The sequence below is a fragment of the Moritella sp. 36 genome (genome assembly GCF_018219415.1).
Taxonomy (GTDB): Bacteria; Pseudomonadota; Gammaproteobacteria; order Enterobacterales; family Moritellaceae; genus Moritella.
Genome location: NZ_CP056120.1, coordinates 2,470,434 through 2,490,869 on the forward strand (window position 1 = coordinate 2,470,434; position 20,436 = coordinate 2,490,869).

At 41.1% G+C, this 20,436-nt stretch carries 3 protein-coding genes and 1 pseudogene; 3 read left to right on the plus strand and 1 reads right to left on the minus strand.

Annotation, left to right across the window (positions count from 1 at the left end):
* Nucleotides 1-344 precede the first annotated feature (344 nt).
* The gene (locus HWV03_RS11145) at nucleotides 345-15,590 is read right to left on the minus strand and encodes a non-ribosomal peptide synthetase (RefSeq protein ID WP_211679867.1); all 15,246 of its coding nucleotides are present in this window, start codon (nucleotides 15,588-15,590) and stop codon (nucleotides 345-347) included.
* Between the two features lie 501 nt (nucleotides 15,591-16,091).
* Between HWV03_RS11145 and HWV03_RS11150 the strand changes: the two genes are divergently transcribed.
* The 3 genes and pseudogenes from HWV03_RS11150 (at nucleotide 16,092) to HWV03_RS11160 (ending at nucleotide 20,109) form a co-directional block, all read left to right on the plus strand.
* Nucleotides 16,092-16,862, plus strand: a complete 771-nt coding sequence (locus HWV03_RS11150) for an IS5 family transposase (protein ID WP_255547165.1) — start codon at nucleotides 16,092-16,094, stop codon at nucleotides 16,860-16,862.
* A gap of 27 nt (nucleotides 16,863-16,889) precedes the next feature.
* Nucleotides 16,890-18,085: pseudogene (locus HWV03_RS11155) on the plus strand (IS91 family transposase).
* Nucleotides 18,086-19,281: 1,196 nt separating this feature from the next.
* Entirely contained in the window at nucleotides 19,282-20,109 is an 828-nt protein-coding gene (locus HWV03_RS11160; RefSeq protein WP_211679870.1) for a hypothetical protein, read from the plus strand.
* Nucleotides 20,110-20,436: the final 327 nt, after the last annotated feature.

Consider the following 20,436-nt stretch of genomic DNA (forward strand, 5'->3'; position numbering starts at 1 on the left):
GTTCGAGTTCTTTTGAGCGCGTGAATATTTTTGCATAGCCATTAAAAATAGAAACTAGCTCATGTATCCAATTTTTTTGTCCCAAAGTCTCAATTACTATCATTTCAATGAATTAATGATATCTTGATATATGAGATGAGTTTATAAGACTAATGAAGCCTGTACATAAGGCTATAAGTTACATTTATAAACCAGTCTCATAAAACGAACGTTTGTTGAGACTGGTTTGTCATACAATATTCACTCAACTATATCTTACAAAAAATAACATACAGTCCAAAATTGGGGTGGCAATAAGTAAATCCAATTTTTAATGCTAAGTTTAACGACCTTGTCATAAGCTCTTAATCAACTTTACTCGTAATAGGTTTTCTCTGTTGATCCTTAGGCTTGTTATCTTTAATTCCTCTGCATAAAATATCTTTGGCTGTTAAAATATCCTGATGATCACATTCCTCTATTACAATGTTTTCAATCGTGTTACTTACCCATTTCGTGATGTTATTATCATGCATTTCAACTATCAATTGATTAAACTCCTGAGTAGCACTACCAAAATCGTTAATACGCTTGCCAGCTTTAAATAGAACAACGTTAGAATATAATAATTTACCACTAGGAGTACAATTACCTATTTTTAATTCAAATGGCAATGCAGCCAATACATTATCAATATAAGAATGGCTAACCCCTTCTTTACGCAACTGTTTTTCAAAAGTTTCTAACATCACTGATGAACCCTGTTGTGCTGATAATTCAATAATTCGTTTGGTTGCAATCACAGAGTCCAGCAAGTATATCTTGATATCCCTAGCACCAAGTTGCTCTAATTGATAAGCAATCTCCATAGACAACAGCCCTCCTGATGACCATCCTAAAAGTCTAATAGGTTGTTCAATTGACGTTACATTTAAAATTAATTCTAGATATATAGACGCTAACTTATGTAATGAATCAACTTTCTCACTATTTAAAAAGTTGTAGTTATTAATACCAATACAATTATATTCGGTAGACAATGCCTCAGCTAATGATGCATATACTTCACTTCCACATCCTGTAGCATGGATCATAAACAACGCTTGCGTTGCTGTTGAAGTTGGAGTGAGTAAACTGAGTAATTCGTTTTGAAAGCAATTAATACCCAACCAATCAGATAAAGAGAAAATACATGTATGACTAAATATTATCGCTAATGGTATTTCAATATCTAATTGTCGGCGGATCACTGATACCAATTGAATTGCAAGAATCGAATTTCCGCCAATACGGAAGAAGTCATCCTGAATGCCCACCTGCTCGATAGCCAGCACATCTTGCCAGACCTGACACAGTTGGATTTCCAATGCTGTACGCGGTGCCACATATGTGTCACTTTCAGTAAAATTAGGCTCAGGCAATGCACGACGGTCAAGCTTACCGTTAATGGTTAAAGGTACCTGCTCGATAACCGTGAAACTCGCAGGAACCATGTACTCTGGCAATGCGGACAAAAGGGCATGACGAATAGTGTCTATATCTAGCTCACGAACTATCTCAACATAATCTGCTTCGATACTATTTTCACAAGGGTCTTCGGAATGTAAATCTGCAACCAAATAAGCGGCCAGATATTTGCTGCCATGACGCTCACGGTCAATCACCACGGCTTGCTTAACGTTATCTTGTGCGGCTAATACCGTCTCTACTTCACCCAGCTCAATACGGTAACCCCGGATTTTAACCTGATTATCATTACGCCCTAGGTATTCAAGGTTTCCATTCGGTAACCAGCGCACCAAGTCGCCGGTTTTATATAAGCGGGTATACCCTTTCTCAACATCCGCTTCCGTTGCAAATGGATTGTCGATAAAACTCGCCGCTGTTAAATCAGGGCGGTTTAGGTAACCACGTGCTAAACCTGCTCCACCAATGTAAAGCTCACCAGAAGTGCCTATCGGTAAAAGATTACAATAACGATCCAATACAAATAATTGAACATTATTAATCGCAACACCAATATTGTTCACCAACCCCTTATCGTAACAGTGTACTGACGCACATACCGTTGATTCTGTTGGTCCATAAGCATTAAATATATTAGTTTGACGACCAAATGTCTCCATCATTTCTCGCTGGGGTGACTCACCCGCTACAATCAGACTTTTTATCGACATCAAGCGTTCAGGCGACATCATAGACAGCATTACAGGTGGCAAGGTTGCTAGCTCTATAGCATTGTCTTCGATAAAAAATGACAGTTGTAGATAGTCTTTACGAACGACCTCATTACAGAGGTAAAGTGTATGCCCTGTAGATAAACTAACAAACAGTTCAAACACGCTAGCATCAAATACATAAGCTGAAAACAATAAAGCGTTCTTCATGTTATTTACATTAAATCTCTCAGCTTGCGCAGCGACTAAATGGCAAACACTATGATGCTCAATCATCACCCCTTTCGGTTTACCCGTTGTCCCCGAGGTATAAATAACATACGCCAGTGATGTTGGATTATTCTCAGCAATTAAGTTATTTGTTGATACACCTTCGGCGTGCTTTTCATCATCAACCGCTAATCTGAATACAGAGGATATTTCATCCGCCTCAGTGAACAACACATCAAGCGATGACATATGATGCTGTTGCGTTAACAACAGGCTCGTCTTCGTATCTTCCAGAATAAACTGAATACGCTCTGCGGGATATTCAGGAGACACGGGCACATAGGCCCCACCGGCTTTTAATACCGCCAATATACTCATCACCATTTCTAGACTGCGGTCGAAATAAAGTGCAACGAGTGTATCTGCGGGTAATGAGTGCACTTGTGTTGCTTGCGCACCCCCTGTCACCCCTGCATATTCCGCTACGATTACTCGCGCTAACTGGTTCGCCTTATTGTTTAATTCACGATAAGTCAGTGCTTCCCCTTCAAATACCAATGCAATATTGTCAGGCGTTCGCTCCACTTGCGCTTCAAATAACTGGTGAATGGTTTTATCTTGCGGGTATGGTGCATCCGTTTGATTCCACGTGTGTAATAGCGTATGACGCTCATTATCACTAATCAGCGATATGGCATTATGTGGCATATCGGGCGTGATAACCGATTTATTCACAACATTCGACATCTGACCGAGCAAACGATTGGCCTGCTCAGCACTTAACCACGATTCATCGTAACTTAATTTAATAACAAGACTGCCGTCATGTTCATACGCCATTACAGAGAGGGGATAATCAACCTTCTCCACGGCCTTGCATAAACAAATGTTCAGTGTATCTTCGTCCGAATCACCTTCGGGGGTTGGGTAGTTTTCAAATACAAACAAACTGTGGAACAGTCGCTCACCCTGCTTTTGTAAGCTCGCTAATGCAACACCACTGTGACTGTTTATCGATGATATTTCCTCTTGTATATGCGTTAACATATCACGAACCGTTGCATCCTCGCGCCAATCAATGGCGAGTGGTAAGGTATTAATGTATAACCCCACACTCGACTCAATACCGTCGATCGGTATGTCCCGTCCCGAAACCGTGGTCCCGACAATCGTTTGTTCATCATGCGTGTATGTGTGGAGCAACTTATGCCAGGCAAACTGTGCCATCACATTAATGGTGATACCTAACTGACGGCAACACTGTTTCAAGGCGTGATAATCATCACCTTTTATCACTAAGGCTTGCTCTGCGGGTGTTATTATTACCTGCGTTACCGATAAATCAATCGGATTACTCAATAACGTATTAATATCATTGCTCTCTGCAAACTCCGCCGCTTTCTTATCCCAATATGCCTGTGCATTCTTTTTATTTTTAACAAGGTAGGCCTGTGCTGCCGGATAAGCGTTGTCCTGCTCTACCGCTGGCGTCTGACCCGCCATCAATGCCTTGTAGTAAGTCAATACCGTTTGCTGTAAAACTGGGCCGCTCCAACCATCACTGATACTGTGATGCTCACTCATCAATATACTGTAGTGACTATTGTGATGTTTCATGATGACGAAACGCAATAATCCCGGCTTTGTTAAATCAAAGCCAACTTTTCTATCTTGCACTTGAATACGTTCAATTTCCGCATCACGTGCGACCGTATCGAGGTGACTCAGGTCGATAACGGTGAAGTTGTCCGCACTGATACTCGCCCCTTTCGTTATCACCTGTAGCATATTATTATCCCAGTTAAACGCGGTGCGTAAAATAGGATAACGTAACGACGCCAATGCCCAAGCCTGCTGATAACTGACGATATCCAGTTCAGCATGTACATCTAATAATAACTGAACCCGATAAGCATCATCATTAGGCTGATGTAAATGATGATAAATGAACCCTTGCTGTAAACTGTTAGCCGGGTATAAGTCTTCAATGTCATAATTTGATTGCAACGGTTCAAGCTGAGCCTGAGTGATACCCGCATACGGGTAATCACAAGCAGTGGTAATACCGCCAGCGTCCGCCACTTCACAACAATGGGCAATCACATCTTGTAATGCTCGTTCAAATTCCCAGTTAAAGACCCGTGTTTGCTCATCCGAAAGTTGCGAGCTAACCATCATCATCAACTGTCCATCCTGCACAAACCCGTTTATGTTTAACGCTAAATCACTCTGATTACCCGCTGAAACATCAAGTCCCGCTGGCTCACCGGTAAGCTGCCACATGCCATCTGCATGACTATCTCCCGTTGCATTATCAAATTGCCCCAGATAGTTAAACGAAATTGCAGGCATAGCCAACCGCTGGCCATTATCACCCATACTGGCACAAGGACCAAAACCAATCCCCTTATTAGGAATCGCCCTGAGCATCTCTTTCGTCGAGATGAGTGTGTCCCTTAAAGTTTTCTGCCCTTCCAGTCTCACTGGATACTGGGTTGTAAACCAGCCTACGGTACGAGACACATCAATGGAGGCATTCAATTGTTCACGCCCATGCCCTTCCAAGGCAATATGATGCGTCGTGTGCTCAAAAGTATGCTGCAATGCCAATGTTAATGCACTGAGTAAAACATCATTAATTTCACTGCTATAACCCAGATTCGCTTTATGCAACAGACGCTTCGTGTCCAATTCAGACAAGGACACAACCTGATGCTGTACTTCCGACAACACAGGGGGCTCACCAAGGTCTGATAATACACTATGCCAGTACGCTTGCTCATCCGGGTTTCCCGCTGGATAGGCATTCACCGCATCAGTCCATTGTCGATAACTGCTGGTTTTCTTACCCAATGATAATAACGACGGTATTGACGTAGAGGCGTCAACATCCCCCTTCAACCTGACAGCTAATGACTGCTTCAGCAGGCTCATCATATCATCCGCCAGAATACGCCAAGATACCGCATCGATAATCAAGTGATGGAATGCAAACCAGACCCTTGCCTGACCGTCTTCACAACCCGTTAAATGTACCGCACGCCATAAGGGGCCGTTTTCAATATTGAAATTCGCTTGCCATTGGGTCATTTGTGCGATTAATTCAGCATCTTCATTACCACTGTATCGACTGACATCACAATGATGCAATGGCGCCATTACTGCGTCTTGAGGTGAGAGATAATGCTGACTGACCTTACTTGTATTAGCGAGGTTAATACCGTTTTCATTATTGAACTTAAACCCAGCACGCAATATGTCATGGTGCTCGGTCATCACCTCTAATACACGCTTAATATCAGCACGGCTTATATCGTGAGGGATACGCACAGTGAAAGATTGATTCCAATGGTTTGGCACCGCATATTGCTGGTCAAAGAACCAAGACTGAATAGGCAGTAATCTAAGTTCACCCGTTAATACACCTTGCTCAGCATCAATCTCTACCACGTCTCGTGAAGATAACAGCAATGATGCCAATTGAGAAACACTAGGTGCATCAAAAACATCCTTAACCTGCACGTCAAAGGATGCGCGGCGTAACCGAGAAACCAGTTGAATACTGATTATCGAATCCCCTCCAATACGGAAGAAGTTATCCTGAATGCCCACCTGCTCGATACCCAGCACATCTTGCCAGACCTGACACAGTTGGATTTCCAATGCTGTACGTGGCGCAACATATGTGTCACTTTCAGTAAAATTAGGCTCAGGCAATGCACGACGGTCAAGCTTACCGTTAATGGTTAAAGGAACTTGCTCGATAACCGTGAAACTCGCAGGAACCATGTACTCTGGCAATGCGGACAAAAGGGCATGACGAATAGTGTCTATATCTAACTCACGAACTACCTCAACATGATCGGCTTCGATACTATTTTCACAAGGGTCTTCGGGATGTAAATCAGCAACCAGATAAGCGGCCAGATATTTGCGGCCATTACGCTCACGGTCAATTACCACGGCTTGCTTAACGTTATCTTGTGCGGCTAATACCGTCTCTATTTCACCCAGCTCAATACGGTAACCCCGGATTTTAACCTGATTATCATTACGCCCTAGGTATTCAAGGTTTCCATCCGGTAACCAGCGCACCAAGTCGCCGGTTTTATATAAGCGGGTATACCCTTTCTCAACATCCGCTTCCGTTGCAAATGGATTGTCGATAAAACTCGCCGCTGTTAAATCAGGGCGGTTTAGGTAACCACGTGCTAAACCTGCTCCACCAATGTAAAGCTCACCAGAAGTGCCTATCGGTAAAAGATTACAATAACGATCCAATACAAATAATTGAACATTATTAATCGCAACACCAATATTGTTCACCAACCCCTTATCGTAACAGTGTACTGACGCACATACCGTTGATTCTGTTGGTCCATAAGCATTAAATATATTAGTTTGACGACCAAATGTCTCCATCATTTCTCGCTGGGGTGACTCACCCGCTACAATCAGACTTTTTATCGACATCAAGCGTTCAGGCGACATCATAGACAGCATTACAGGTGGCAAGGTTGCTAGCTCTATAGCATTGTCTTCGATAAAAAATGACAGTTGTAGATAGTCTTTACGAACGACCTCATTACAGAGGTAAAGTGTATGCCCTGTAGATAAACTAACAAACAGTTCAAACACGCTAGCATCAAATACATAAGCTGAAAACAATAAAGCGTTCTTCATGTTATTTACATTAAATCTCTCAGCTTGCGCAGCGACTAAATGGCAAACACTATGATGCTCAATCATCACCCCTTTCGGTTTACCCGTTGTCCCCGAGGTATAAATAACATACGCCAGTGATGTTGGATTATTCTCAGCAATTAAGTTATTTGTTGATACACCTTCGGCGTGCTTTTCATCATCAACCGCTAATCTGAATACAGAGGATATTTCATCCGCCTCAGTGAACAACACATCAAGCGATGACATATGATGCTGTTGCGTTAACAACAGGCTCGTCTTCGTATCTTCCAGAATAAACTGAATACGCTCTGCGGGATATTCAGGAGACACGGGCACATAGGCCCCACCGGCTTTTAATACCGCCAATATACTCATCACCATTTCTAGACTGCGGTCGAGATAAAGTGCAACCAAGGTATCTGCGGGTAATGAGTGCGCTTGTGTTGCTTGTGCCTGCCCTGTCATCCTTGCATGCTGCGCTACGATTACTCGCGCTAACTGGTTTGCCTTATTGTTTAATTCACGATAAGTCAGCGCTTCCCCTTCAAATACCAATGCAATATTGTCAGGTGTTCGCTCCACTTGCGCTTCGAATAACTGGTGAATGGTTTTATCTTGCGGGTATGGCGCATCTGTTTGATTCCACGTGTGCAATAGAGTATGCCTTTCTTCCGCTGATAACATATCTATATCTGCTATCTGCTGCTGTGGATTAACCACCATCGCCTTAATCACACGCTGATACATGCCTACTAAACGCTGCATACTTTCAGCGTCAAACAAGCTGATTGCATAGTTAAGGTTAATCGATAATCTACCCTGCCCATCATTGACAACGAAGCTAATGTCGTATTTGGCCGGAGCATATACTTGCGCATCTGACGCACCCAACACAACAGGTTTTAATTGCAGTTCATTTCCTTCCGCATTTTGCTCAACAAAATCTTGCCCTGCAAAATTTTGAACACTGAACATCACTTGGAATAGTGGATGACGTGAGGTATCACGTTCGAGTTTTAGGTAATCCACAATACGTTCAAACGGCAGCTCTTGGTGTACTTTAGCCCCGGTAACCACTTCATGAACCTGCGATAGATACGCCTCTATTGTTTGCTGCTTATTCACCTGACTGCGCAAAGCCAATACGTTTACAAAGAAACCAATAAGCGCTTGCGTTTGTGCATGATGGCGATTATCCGATGGTGACCCCAACACGATATCATCTTGCCCAGATAACGTAGATAAGGTGACATAGAAAGCACTTAACATAACGGTGTAGAGTGTTGTGCCTTGTTGTTTCGCCAGTGACCGTAATTGTTGAGACAGTCCTTCATCAAGTGTGAAGTCAAGGTCTCTACCTGTATAATCAATTTGCGCTGGACGTACCTTGTCTGTAGGTAAGTTAAGCGTTTCAAATCCAGATAATTGCGTTCCCCAATAATCCAGCAACCGCTCTCGCACTTCACCTTGCAAGTAACCCCGTTGCCATACCGCATAATCACCATAGGTAATACTGAGTTCCGGTAAGGTTATCGGCTTGCTATCCAGTAATGCCGCATAACAATGTGATAACTCTCGCTCAAAGATTTCGGTAGACCAGCCATCAAAAGCAATATGATGCCAAAGTATCAATAAATAGCTTTCTGATAGTAGCGAATAATGATGTACTCGCATCGGCGCTTCATTGGCCAAATCAAAAGGCTGGGCTGTCATATCGTGCACTAAAGCGACAAGCGTATTTTTATCGGCCACAGTGTGCTTATGTATTACGGGTGGCTGACCCAGTAACTGCTGATAATACTGACCATCATTGTGACTACGATAGCTTGAATTCAATATCGGATGACGTTCGACGACACAGCGAATAGCCTGTGCTAACACATCAATGTCGACAGTATTATCCAATTGCAGTAACGCGGGAATGTGGTACGCACTTGAACCCTGTTCGAAAGTCTCGATGAACAATAAACGCTCTTGCGCAAAAGACAGGGCAGGTTCATCTAAATCACACTTAGGAATAATCACCATTTCAGCACTGTCTAAACTTGCTAAGCACTGAGCAAGACTTGCGATTGTTTTGTGTTCAAACAACAAGCTCAACGGTGTATCAAGGTGCATCTCCTTACGGGTAACGGCTGTTAACCGTATCGCGGTAATCGAATCCCCTCCAATACGGAAGAAGTCATCCTGAATGCCCACCTGCTCGATAGCCAGCACATCTTGCCAGACCTGACACAACTGGGCTTCTAATGCAGTACGCGGTGCCACATATGTGTCACTTTCAGTAAACTCTGGCTCAGGCAATGCACGACGGTCAAGCTTACCGTTAATAGTTAAAGGTACCTGCTCGATAACCGTGAAACTCGCAGGAACCATGTACTCTGGCAACTCGGCCAAAAGGGCATGACGAATAGTGTCTATATCTAGCTCACGAACTATCTCAACATTATCTGCTTCGATACTATTTTCACAAGGGTCTTCGGAATGTAAATCAGCAACCAAATAAGCGGCCAGATATTTGCTGCCATTACGCTCACGGTCAATCACCACGGCTTGCTTAACAGTATCTTGTGCGGCTAATACAGTCTCTATTTCACCCAGCTCAATACGGTAACCCCGGATTTTAACCTGATTATCATTACGCCCTAGGTATTCAAGGTTTCCATCCGGTAACCAGCGCACCAAGTCGCCGGTTTTATATAAGCGGGTATACCCTTTCTCAACATCCGCTTCCGTTGCAAATGGATTGTCGATAAAACTTGCCGCTGTTAAATCAGGGCGGTTTAGGTAACCACGTGCTAAACCTGCTCCACCAATGTAAAGTTCACCAAGTGAGCCTATTGGCTGCAATTGCCCACCGTTTCCAATAACATATAAATTAATATTATCGATTGCTTTACCGATCCCAACACTCGCATCAGAGGCTGTTCTATTTTGTGTTACACAGACCGTACTTTCTGTCGGGCCGTATTCATTAAAAAATAGTTTTGATGGTTTTACAGATAAATTATTTAGTCTATCTCCCCCTGTGTGTAATATAGAAAGTGACGAGGTAACAAAACTATCACTAAAACTATTTATCAAAGCTGTAGGAATAAAAGCTTTAGTTATTTTTTTTCTCTCAATAAAATCAAGAATACTATCTACGCCTGACTTTTCTTTCTCGGATATCATATATAATACACATCCACTAATGACTCCAGGAAAAAGCTCATAAACTAATGCATCAAAAACATAATTAGAAAACAACATCGCATTGACGTTAATATCAAGTTGGTGAGACCTCAACATGTATGTAGATAAATTAACTAATCCCTTATGCTCAATCATCACCCCTTTCGGCTTACCCGTTGTCCCCGAGGTATAAATCACATACGCCAGTGATGTTGGATTATTCTCAGCAATTAAGTTATTTGTTGATACACCTTCGGCGTGCTTTTCATCATCAACCGCTAACCTGAATACAGAGGATATTTCATCCGCCTCAGTGAGCAGCGCATCAAGTGATGGCATATGATGCTGTTGCGTTAACAACAGGCTCGTCTTCGTATCTTCCAGAGTAAACTGAATGCGCTCTGCGGGATATTCTGGAGAAATAGGCACATAGGCCCCACCGGCTTTTAAGACTGCCAGTATGCTAATCACCATTTCTAGACTGCGATCGAGATAAAGAGCAACGAGCGTATCTGCGGGTAATGAGTGCACTTGTGTTGCTTGCGCACCCCCTGTCACCCCTGCATACTCCGCTACGATTACTCGCGCTAACTGGTTCGCCTTATTGTTTAATTCACGATAAGTCAGTGCTTCCCCTTCAAATACCAATGCAATATTGTCAGGTGTTCGCTCCACTTGCGCTTCGAATAACTGGTGAATGGTTTTATCTTGCGGGTATGGTGAATCCGTTTGATTCCACGTGTGTAATAGAGTATGCCTTTCTTCCGCTGATAACATATCTATATCTGCTATCTGCTGCTGTGGATTAACCACCATCGCCTTAATCACACGCTGATACATGCCTACTAAACGCTGCATACTTTCAGCGTCAAACAAACTGATTGCATAGTTAAGGTTAATCGATAATCTACCCTGCCCATCATTGACAACGAAGCTAATGTCGTATTTGGCCGGAGCATATACTTGCGCATCTGACGCACCCAACACAACAGGTTTTAATTGCAGTTCATTTCCTTCCGCATTTTGCTCAACAAAATCTTGCCCTGCAAAATTTTGAACACTGAACATCACTTGGAATAGTGGATGACGTGAGGTATCACGTTCGAGTTTTAGGTAATCCACAATACGTTCAAACGGCAGCTCTTGGTGTACTTTAGCCCCGGTAACCACTTCATGAACCTGCGATAGATACGCCTCTATTGTTTGCTGCTTATTCACCTGACTGCGCAAAGCCAATACGTTTACAAAGAAACCAATAAGCGCTTGCGTTTGTGCATGATGGCGATTATCCGATGGTGACCCCAACACGATATCATCTTGCCCAGATAACGTAGATAAGGTGACATAGAAAGCACTTAACATAACGGTGTAGAGTGTTGTGCCTTGTTGTTTCGCCAGTGACCGTAATTGTTGAGACAGTCCTTCATCAAGTGTGAAGTCAAGGTCTCTACCTGTATAATCAATTTGCGCTGGACGTACCTTGTCTGTAGGTAAATTAAGCGTTTCAAATCCAGATAGTTGTGTTCCCCAATAATCCAGCAACCGCTCTAGCACTTCACCTTGCAAGTAACCCCGTTGCCATACGGCATAATCACCATAATCAATACTGAGTTCCGGTAAGGTTATCGGCTTACTATTCAGCAATGCCGAATAACAATGTGATAACTCCTGTTCAAATATTTCTGTAGACCAGCCATCAAAAGCAATGTGATGCCAGAGTATTAATAAGTAGCTTTCTGATGGTAGCGAATAATGATGCACTCGCATCGGCGCTTCATTCGCCAAATCAAAAGGCTGGGTTGTAATATCGTGCACTAAAGCGACAAGCGTATTTTTATCGGCCACAGTGTGCTTATGTATTACTGGTGGGTGGCCCAGTAACTGCTGATAATACTGACCATCATTGTGACTACGATAACTTGAATTCAATACCGGATGACGTTCGACGACACAGCGAATAGCCTGTGCTAATACATCAATGTCGACAGTATTATCCAATTGCAGTAACGCGGGAATGTGGTACACACTTGAACCTTGTTCGAAAGTCTCGATGAACAATAAACGCGCTTGCGCAAAAGACAGGGCAGGTTCATCTAACTCACACTTAGGAATAATCACCATTTCAGCACTGTCTAAACTTGCTAAGCACTGAGCAAGACTTGCGATTGTTTTGTGTTCAAACAACAAGCTCAACGGTATATCAAGGTGCATTTCCTTACGGGTAACGGCGGTTAACCGTATCGCGGTAATCGAATCCCCTCCAATACGGAAGAAGTTATCCTGAATGCCCACCTGCTCGATAGCCAGCACATCTTGCCAGACCTGACACAACTGGGCTTCTAATGCAGTACGCGGTGCCACATATGTGTCACTTTCAGTAAACTCTGGCTCAGGCAATGCACGACGGTCAAGCTTACCGTTAATAGTTAAAGGTACCTGCTCGATAACCGTGAAACTCGCAGGAACCATGTACTCTGGCAACTCGGCCAAAAGGGCATGACGAATAGTGTCTATATCTAGCTCACGAACTATCTCAACATTATCTGCTTCGATACTATTTTCACAAGGGTCTTCGGAATGTAAATCAGCAACCAAATAAGCGGCCAGATATTTGCTGCCATTACGCTCACGGTCAATCACCACGGCTTGCTTAACAGTATCTTGTGCGGCTAATACAGTCTCTATTTCACCCAGCTCAATACGGTAACCCCGGATTTTAACCTGATTATCATTACGCCCTAGGTATTCAAGGTTTCCATCCGGTAACCAGCGCACCAAGTCGCCGGTTTTATATAAGCGGGTATACCCTTTCTCAACATCCGCTTCCGTTGCAAATGGATTGTCGATAAAACTCGCCGCTGTTAAATCAGGGCGGTTTAGGTAACCACGTGCTAAACCTGCTCCACCAATGTAAAGTTCACCAGGTGAACCTATTGGGAGTAACTCCCTATTATCGCCTAGAACATAGCACAATTCGTTACTCAATGGCATACCGATACTTCTATTTCCTCCTACCCAATAGGTGCTTATCGTACTCCAAATACATGTCTCTGTCGGGCCATAGACTTGTTTAACACTGGCAAAATAAGGCAATAAACTATCGTATAAATGTCTACTGCCACTTTCTCCTCCAGAAAGTACGTGAACATGTTCCAATCCTGAACTTATAATGTCTTTCTCTAATAATGTAAGCCACATTGAAGGGGTTTGTTGAATGCAATTAATCCTATTTCCATATCGAATTAAATCCTCATCCACCCTATCCATCATGGATAGAACAACAACTCCACCTGTAATTAGCGGTGCAGCATACTCCAAACCAAAAATATCAAAGGTATACCCAGTTAAACTTAATACCGACATAGGCTCATTAAACAATTCACAACTAAGACAATCAATGAAGTGAGCAAATACACCATTCTCAATCATCACGCCTTTCGGCTTACCCGTTGTCCCCGAGGTATAAATAACATACGCCAGTGATGTTGGATTATTCTCAGCAATTAAGTTATTTATTGATACACCTTCGGCGTGCTTTTCATCATCAACCGCTAACCTGAATACAGAGGATATTTCATCCGCCTCAGTGAGCAGCGCATCAAGCGATGACATATGATGCTGTTGCGTTAACAACAGGCTCGTCTTCGTATCGTCCAGAATAAACCGAATACGCTCTGCGGGATACTCGGGGGACACGGGCACATAAGCACCACCGGCTTTTAATACTGCCAATATACTCATCACCATTTCTAGACTGCGGTCGAAATAAAGTGCAACGAGTGTATCTGCGGGTAATGAGTGCACTTGTGTTGCTTGCGCACCCCCTGTCACCCCTGCATATTCCGCTACGATTACTCGCGCTAACTGGTTCGCCTTATTGTTTAATTCACGATAAGTCAGTGCTTCCCCTTCAAATACCAATGCAATATTGTCAGGTGTTCGCTCCACTTGCGCTTCAAATAACTGGTGAATGGTTTTATCTTGCGGGTATGGCGCATCTGTTTGATTCCACGTGTGCAATAGAGTATGCCTTTCTTCTTCTGTTATAACTTGAATATCTTGTATTTTTTTATGAGGGTCATTGATAACTTGTTTTAACAACTTTTCAAAACGAGGCCATAATAAGGCAATATCATCACTATCAAAATACGTTAGGTTATAGTCAAACTGACATTCCGCTTTATCATTACAAGCGAAATCAACTACCGTAAGAGCTAAAGGGGTTGAATTATGATAATTTGACATAAACTGAAGACTTATTTTATCTACTTTTTTATATTTATCTGAATTTTCAACCTGTTGCAGATAATTAAAACCGAACTCATAAAGTAGCTCTGTAGATTCAAGATCCAAATCCCGACGTAGCTGACCTAACGGATATTTTCTATGCTTATTAGCCGTCTTGATTTGACTTTGTATTTGATGGCACAATTCAATGAAGCTATATTCATTACTACAATTGACCGGATGCACCAATATATTGGCCATCAGGTTTACCATATCTTTTTCTGCGCCTCTACGCCCATGTACAGGTATTCCAATATTAACTATGCCATCACCTGAATCACAGTTATGAACTTGATGTAAATACAATCGCCACAATGCAAGAAATGCATTCGGTAATAAAATACCTTGAGCATCCAAACTTGATGCCCACTTTTCTAATAGTTTCCGTTCTAAAAAGAAAGATACTTTCCCGCTGCGTTTCTTAATTTCTCCAAGCGGATATTTAGACTTTAATAATGGTGTATATTTTCCCTCTAATAATGACCTCCAATACCCTTTATCGTTCTCAAAAAACGCTGATTTAAAATAATCAGTCGAAGATGCTACACAAATATACCAATCTGAATTGTGGCCTATTGAGGCATCTATACCAACATAATCATTATACAATTCATTCAAAAAGTTCAGGACGCCATAATCATCAGCAATAGCATGATGAGTCACAGACATATAAATAGTCTTATCATCTGGTAATCGGATTAATGCGAACCGATACAAAGGCGAGTCATACAATGTGAAAGAAGTTTGAAGTAACGTGTCTATAATACCTTTCGATTTAACTTCAGCATCCTCATCGTTTCTTAAGTCATATATTTCACAACCTGAAAATACGGTGTTGGATAGATATTGTTTAACACCGAGTGACAAATCGTCGCAAGGAGTAAAACGCACTCTGAAAACTTGATGGTCTAAGATGGTTTTACGATGACTTTCAATGATCTTTCTCATATTTATCCCCGTAAAACGATAAAAAGCACCTATATTCGTTTTAGGGTTATCGGGATCCATCACATGCTCTAATAATATTTCTTTTTGTAGGTAAGTTAATTCCATTAAATCTTTAACAACTGTATTCATAAAACTTCTCTTTTTTATATTAAATAACCGTATTGTCGCCTGTTGCGTATTCACATGAAGAAGATCGCTCAATAACATTCATGGAGATCACTTTTTTCTCCGTCTGTAGAGCTAGGTTTAATTTATACTGAGTGATCTCCATCAGTAAATAAAACCGACATCTTTATTGAGAATCTGGACTTCTGCGAGCGGTACACTGTTCTCTGGCACAATAATCATTAAGTTTTGCGCCGGTTGTAGTACAGCACCTATGGGCTTTGTTGCAGCGCTCAGAGAATCATCAATTAGGCAATACTGGCAGGGTCGGTTATTATTTTAATCGACCTTTCACACCAGTATAATTTAACAAATGCCTTACAAATATAATCTGACTAAACAGCATCACTTTAAGAAGCATACTTACCGACAAAGTAATTATTCAGATTATAACAAATCCCTCAAAAACAGAGGTCGGATGATGTTTGGATATCAGATGATATTCTTGAATCTTGGCAAGATGATGTGCGTATTTATGATGGTACTGGTTCAACTGCTAAGTATCCGAATAGCACGATAGAAGCTTGCCATTACTTACGAATGGTATTCAAATTACCTTTACGTCAAACGCAGGGGTTTATCGAAAATAGACTTGAGATGTTCAGCACCGATAACCTTCAATGCCCAGACTATACATTACTTTCGAAGCGGCTTTGCCAGCTAGGTTTTGATACGCCTAAATTTAAGCGAAATGAAAATATGGACGATGACATCGTCGCTATCGCCATTGATTCTACAGGCTTAAAGCGATTTGGTAGAGATGAGTGGCATCAGGAAAAGCATAAGGTGAACGCCAAACGAAGTTGGCGTAAAGCACATTTTGGGGTTAATGGTAACCACATAATTGAAAGTGCAGTCTTAACGCATAAAGATGAGATGGATGACCAGATTGTTGATGCTATTTGTGCTCAAATCACAGTAGCTGTCGAGCATATTTCCGCAGATAAAATGTATGACACCAATGCTGTTTATCAAACATTGGAAAAGTACTTTCCAGATGCACAAATTATCATTCCGCCGAAAGATAATACGTTTGCGGATGAGTTCCATCATTCAAAACGAATGAGTAATTTAATTGAAAGCTTTGCTTTAGGGATAATGCGCTGGCAGAAACGTCGGCATTATGGCCGGCGAAATGTGTCAGAAACTGCGATGCAGAGGTATAAAAAAATAATTGGTAAGAACATAGGCCGCCTACGGCGGCAACTAACATTCTGCAAATTTAACTATTCATAATAGGCATAAACAGGTATCTTCCTGTTTATGCACCCAAATAAGCCACTTAAAAACCTCTTCAACAAAAACAATGCCTGGTTAACTTATCTTAATCAGAATATAGGGTTGTTCGTGATGCAGTGATTGAGAATGTCACTAAAATGCTCGCTTGCGGTACAGCGGCATTCGGCTCTCGAAAGTATACCTGTTCAAACGACAATTGCTCTCACACCAAATACATTCATCAAACCTGTAAATCGAGAGCCTGTAATAGCTGTGGCACAAAGGCAACAGAGCGTTGGGTGCAAACCCAACAACATGTATTACCAGATTGTGAATGGCAACATATCACCTTCACTATGCCTGATACCCTTTGGGAAATATTCCGTTATAATCGTGCGTTGCTAGGAGAACTATTCAACTGCGCTGCTCAAACATTAATTTCGTGGGCAAAGAAAAAGGGGATAGAGATAGGTATCTTCTGTGCCCTTCACACCTACGGTCGTCAACTTAACTGGAATACACATATTCATCTGTCCGTGACCAGAGGTGGTATTTGCATTAAAACCGGTGAATGGAAGCAAATCTATTTCAAAACCAAAGAGACAGAGGCTTGCTGGCGATACGCAATCATCACCTTACTGCGTGAGCAGTATGGTGACTTAGACCTTTCTGCTGCACGTTATTCCCATATCAGAGAAGAGCGAGATTGGTCTCACTTTCTCGATAGTCAGTTTCAACGACTCTGGAAGCTACATTTCGCCCAGAAGACGGATAATATCATTCAGACAGTCGCTTACCTTGGTCGCTATTTAAAGCGTCCACCCATCTCAGGTTCTCGCCTGCGTCATTACAGCAAAGGTGGTCTATTAACGTTTAAGTATCTTGACCATCGAACAGGTAAAACGGAAAGGTTAACGCTACCGCAGGTCGCGTTAATCACTCGACTGGTCGAGCACATCCCCGATAAAGGATTTAAAATGATACGTTATTTTGGCTTCCTCTCTAATCGTCGCAGGGGAGTGATGCTACCTAAAGTGTATGAAGCATTGGATATGGAAGAAAGAAGCAAACCTGTACTACCTGGTTTTGCATCAATGCTAAAGGCATACGTAAAAATAGACCCGTTCGAATGTATTTTGTGCCAAAGCAGACTCATTTTTGCTGAATATCGTGCGGGCACATCGCTCTCAGAATTAAGTACATCAATGTTAATGGGTGCAAAAAGAATATCGCTTATGTAGTTTACACGGGATCGGTGTATCCAAATTATGGGAAACAGGTCGTTTTTAGGTAATATTACGACTTTTTTATGTTCACACACCTGTATTAGGAATATGTGGCTGCAATTGTAGTTCAGAATAAGCCATAAACACCTCCCGATCTTAAAGGTGAAAAACATTGAAATTCCTTACCTTCAAGTTTCGTTCATCACCGTCATCAATATCTTGTGATAACAATAACGCACGCTACGTAAAATCTAAGTTAGCTTTTCTTGTGATTACCAACATGATTTGCACAGCGCTCATTATGAATTTGTATTATCAATAAATAGATTCTGTGATCACTTGTCTGTTTTTGATTTAGGAATCGATTAGCTAAATTTGGATTTACAGTTCTTAGCCTGGTAATAATTTCTGCTTTAATCTAGCTGACCATTAAATATGATTTTGTTTACCTGGCATCATTTCAATGCGAATTCCTATTAGATCAATATGACTGAACCAATCTAATTCTAAATATACTAATTGGAATTTAAGATGCTATTTTGAATCGATCCTACGTTAATTTTACTAACTAGGATGTTACTTACTGATTCAGATTTCACGTAGCGTCACGTAAAAACCTTATGCTATTGATTTAATTGTTAATAATAACGCTAAAGTCTCGGTTTTACGGAATGCTAATTATTACTGTGTTTATATACAGTTAAATATCTACCCCCGTAAAACCATGACTTTTAATTATAGTTTAGAAATATTTGGTGCAAGCTCCCTATCCTTTTTTTATGCTGATAAGACGTTTAAATGTTAAGCTTGGACATAAGAATGATTGTGTATAATGATTCGTTTTTGGTGCATTATTGGCGTTAATCATGCCTAATGGTTGATTTATGACTCATTAAACAAGATTGCATTTATGCGCCATTTTAGGTTAATTATAACTACTTTGCGGTATAATGATTATGTAGAAGACATAACTAAGCCGAATCAAATTTAGAATCTTATGGCGTAATTTAGGGCCTTGATACTACTGTATAGAACAAAGACACTCTTAGATTTTAATTTGGATAAGAGTCGACTATTAAAAATAGTTACCCTTGAGAAATCCAGCGATCTTGGCAAAACCGTATTGTTGCAGAGAGTTAACCCCCGTAAGACAGTACGGGGGTCTTCGCCTGATATTTCAGTTTTCGCTATGAAAATTAAAAGGAAAATAAATGACACCTGAAGTCGGATCTAGCCACTTAATTGCATTTGTAGGAGGCGTAATAGCTCTTTGGATAAAGAACTATTTTAGTGCAGCTGCTAAGGAGGAAGCAAAAATTGATATTAGAGACCAAATGACTCTAAAATTAACTAAAATCGAGGAGGCTTTAACAGGTGCTAAAATTACAGGGCAACTAAACAAAATAGATAAATTAGAAGAAATTGAAAAAAGACTTACATCAGCTAAATTTGATGTACAAATGGAACGTATAGATGAAATTTTGAAACTTGAAAAAACAAAATCTGAAGGCAGTAGCAGCATTGAATATGGATATCATCAGCGAAAAGAAGATCTCGAACAAATCATAGTTTTTTCTGACAAAGTCGAAGAAGCAACATCTAAAAGCGCGAGCTTATTTGACGAGATACTTACACACAAAAACATATATAAATTTCTAACGGATAAAGGACTATTAACCCCTATGAATGAAGTCAATTCATTGATAACGCGAGTTATGACCATGTATCTAATTTATTTTAACCATTATGACAATTGTTCATATTTCGCGAGTTCTCTTGAAAAATGGGAAGTTCAAGTGAAGTCTATAAATGATATGAGTAAGCATACCGCAATTGAGATTTTAAACCAGTACCAAAAAAATGCTGCGCCTGAAATTATTGATGAAATACAACTAAGAGTAAGTAACGAAAGATCTGAGGATATGAATAAATTACACGAAACAAAAGAAAATTTATTAATATCGTTAATGGAAATAATAAAAGAGATTCGAAAAATAAATACTAAAAAGCTCACTTCGAATAATGCGGATTATGTATAAATACCACTACGTGGCCTGTTTGCCTGTTCCAGTATTGCAAACAGGTAAATGTTTAACATAATCACGTTTCTATTATGCGCAGTGCTGTATTAAACCCAAATAGAGGCGTCAGGATTGGCACCGTTAGAAATGTCATGTTCATTAGCCATTATTCTGTTCAAACCATTCTATTTACTACAAAATTACCGTGTGCTACGTGAAATCTGAAATGTTTTGCCACTATAGTTACTGGTTCAGATTTCACGTAGCGTCACGTAAAAACCTTATGCTATTGATTTAATTGTTAATAATAACGCTAAAGTCTCGATTTTGCGGAACACCAATTAA

What these genes read in the sequence shown, in the direction of transcription:
- HWV03_RS11160 (WP_211679870.1), top strand. Translation starts at nt 19,282, where the DNA reads ATGACACCTGAAGTCGGATCTAGCCACTTAATTGCATTTGTAGGAGGC.
- HWV03_RS11145 (WP_211679867.1), bottom strand. Translation starts at nt 15,590, where the DNA reads ATGAATACAGTTGTTAAAGATTTAATGGAATTAACTTACCTACAAAAA.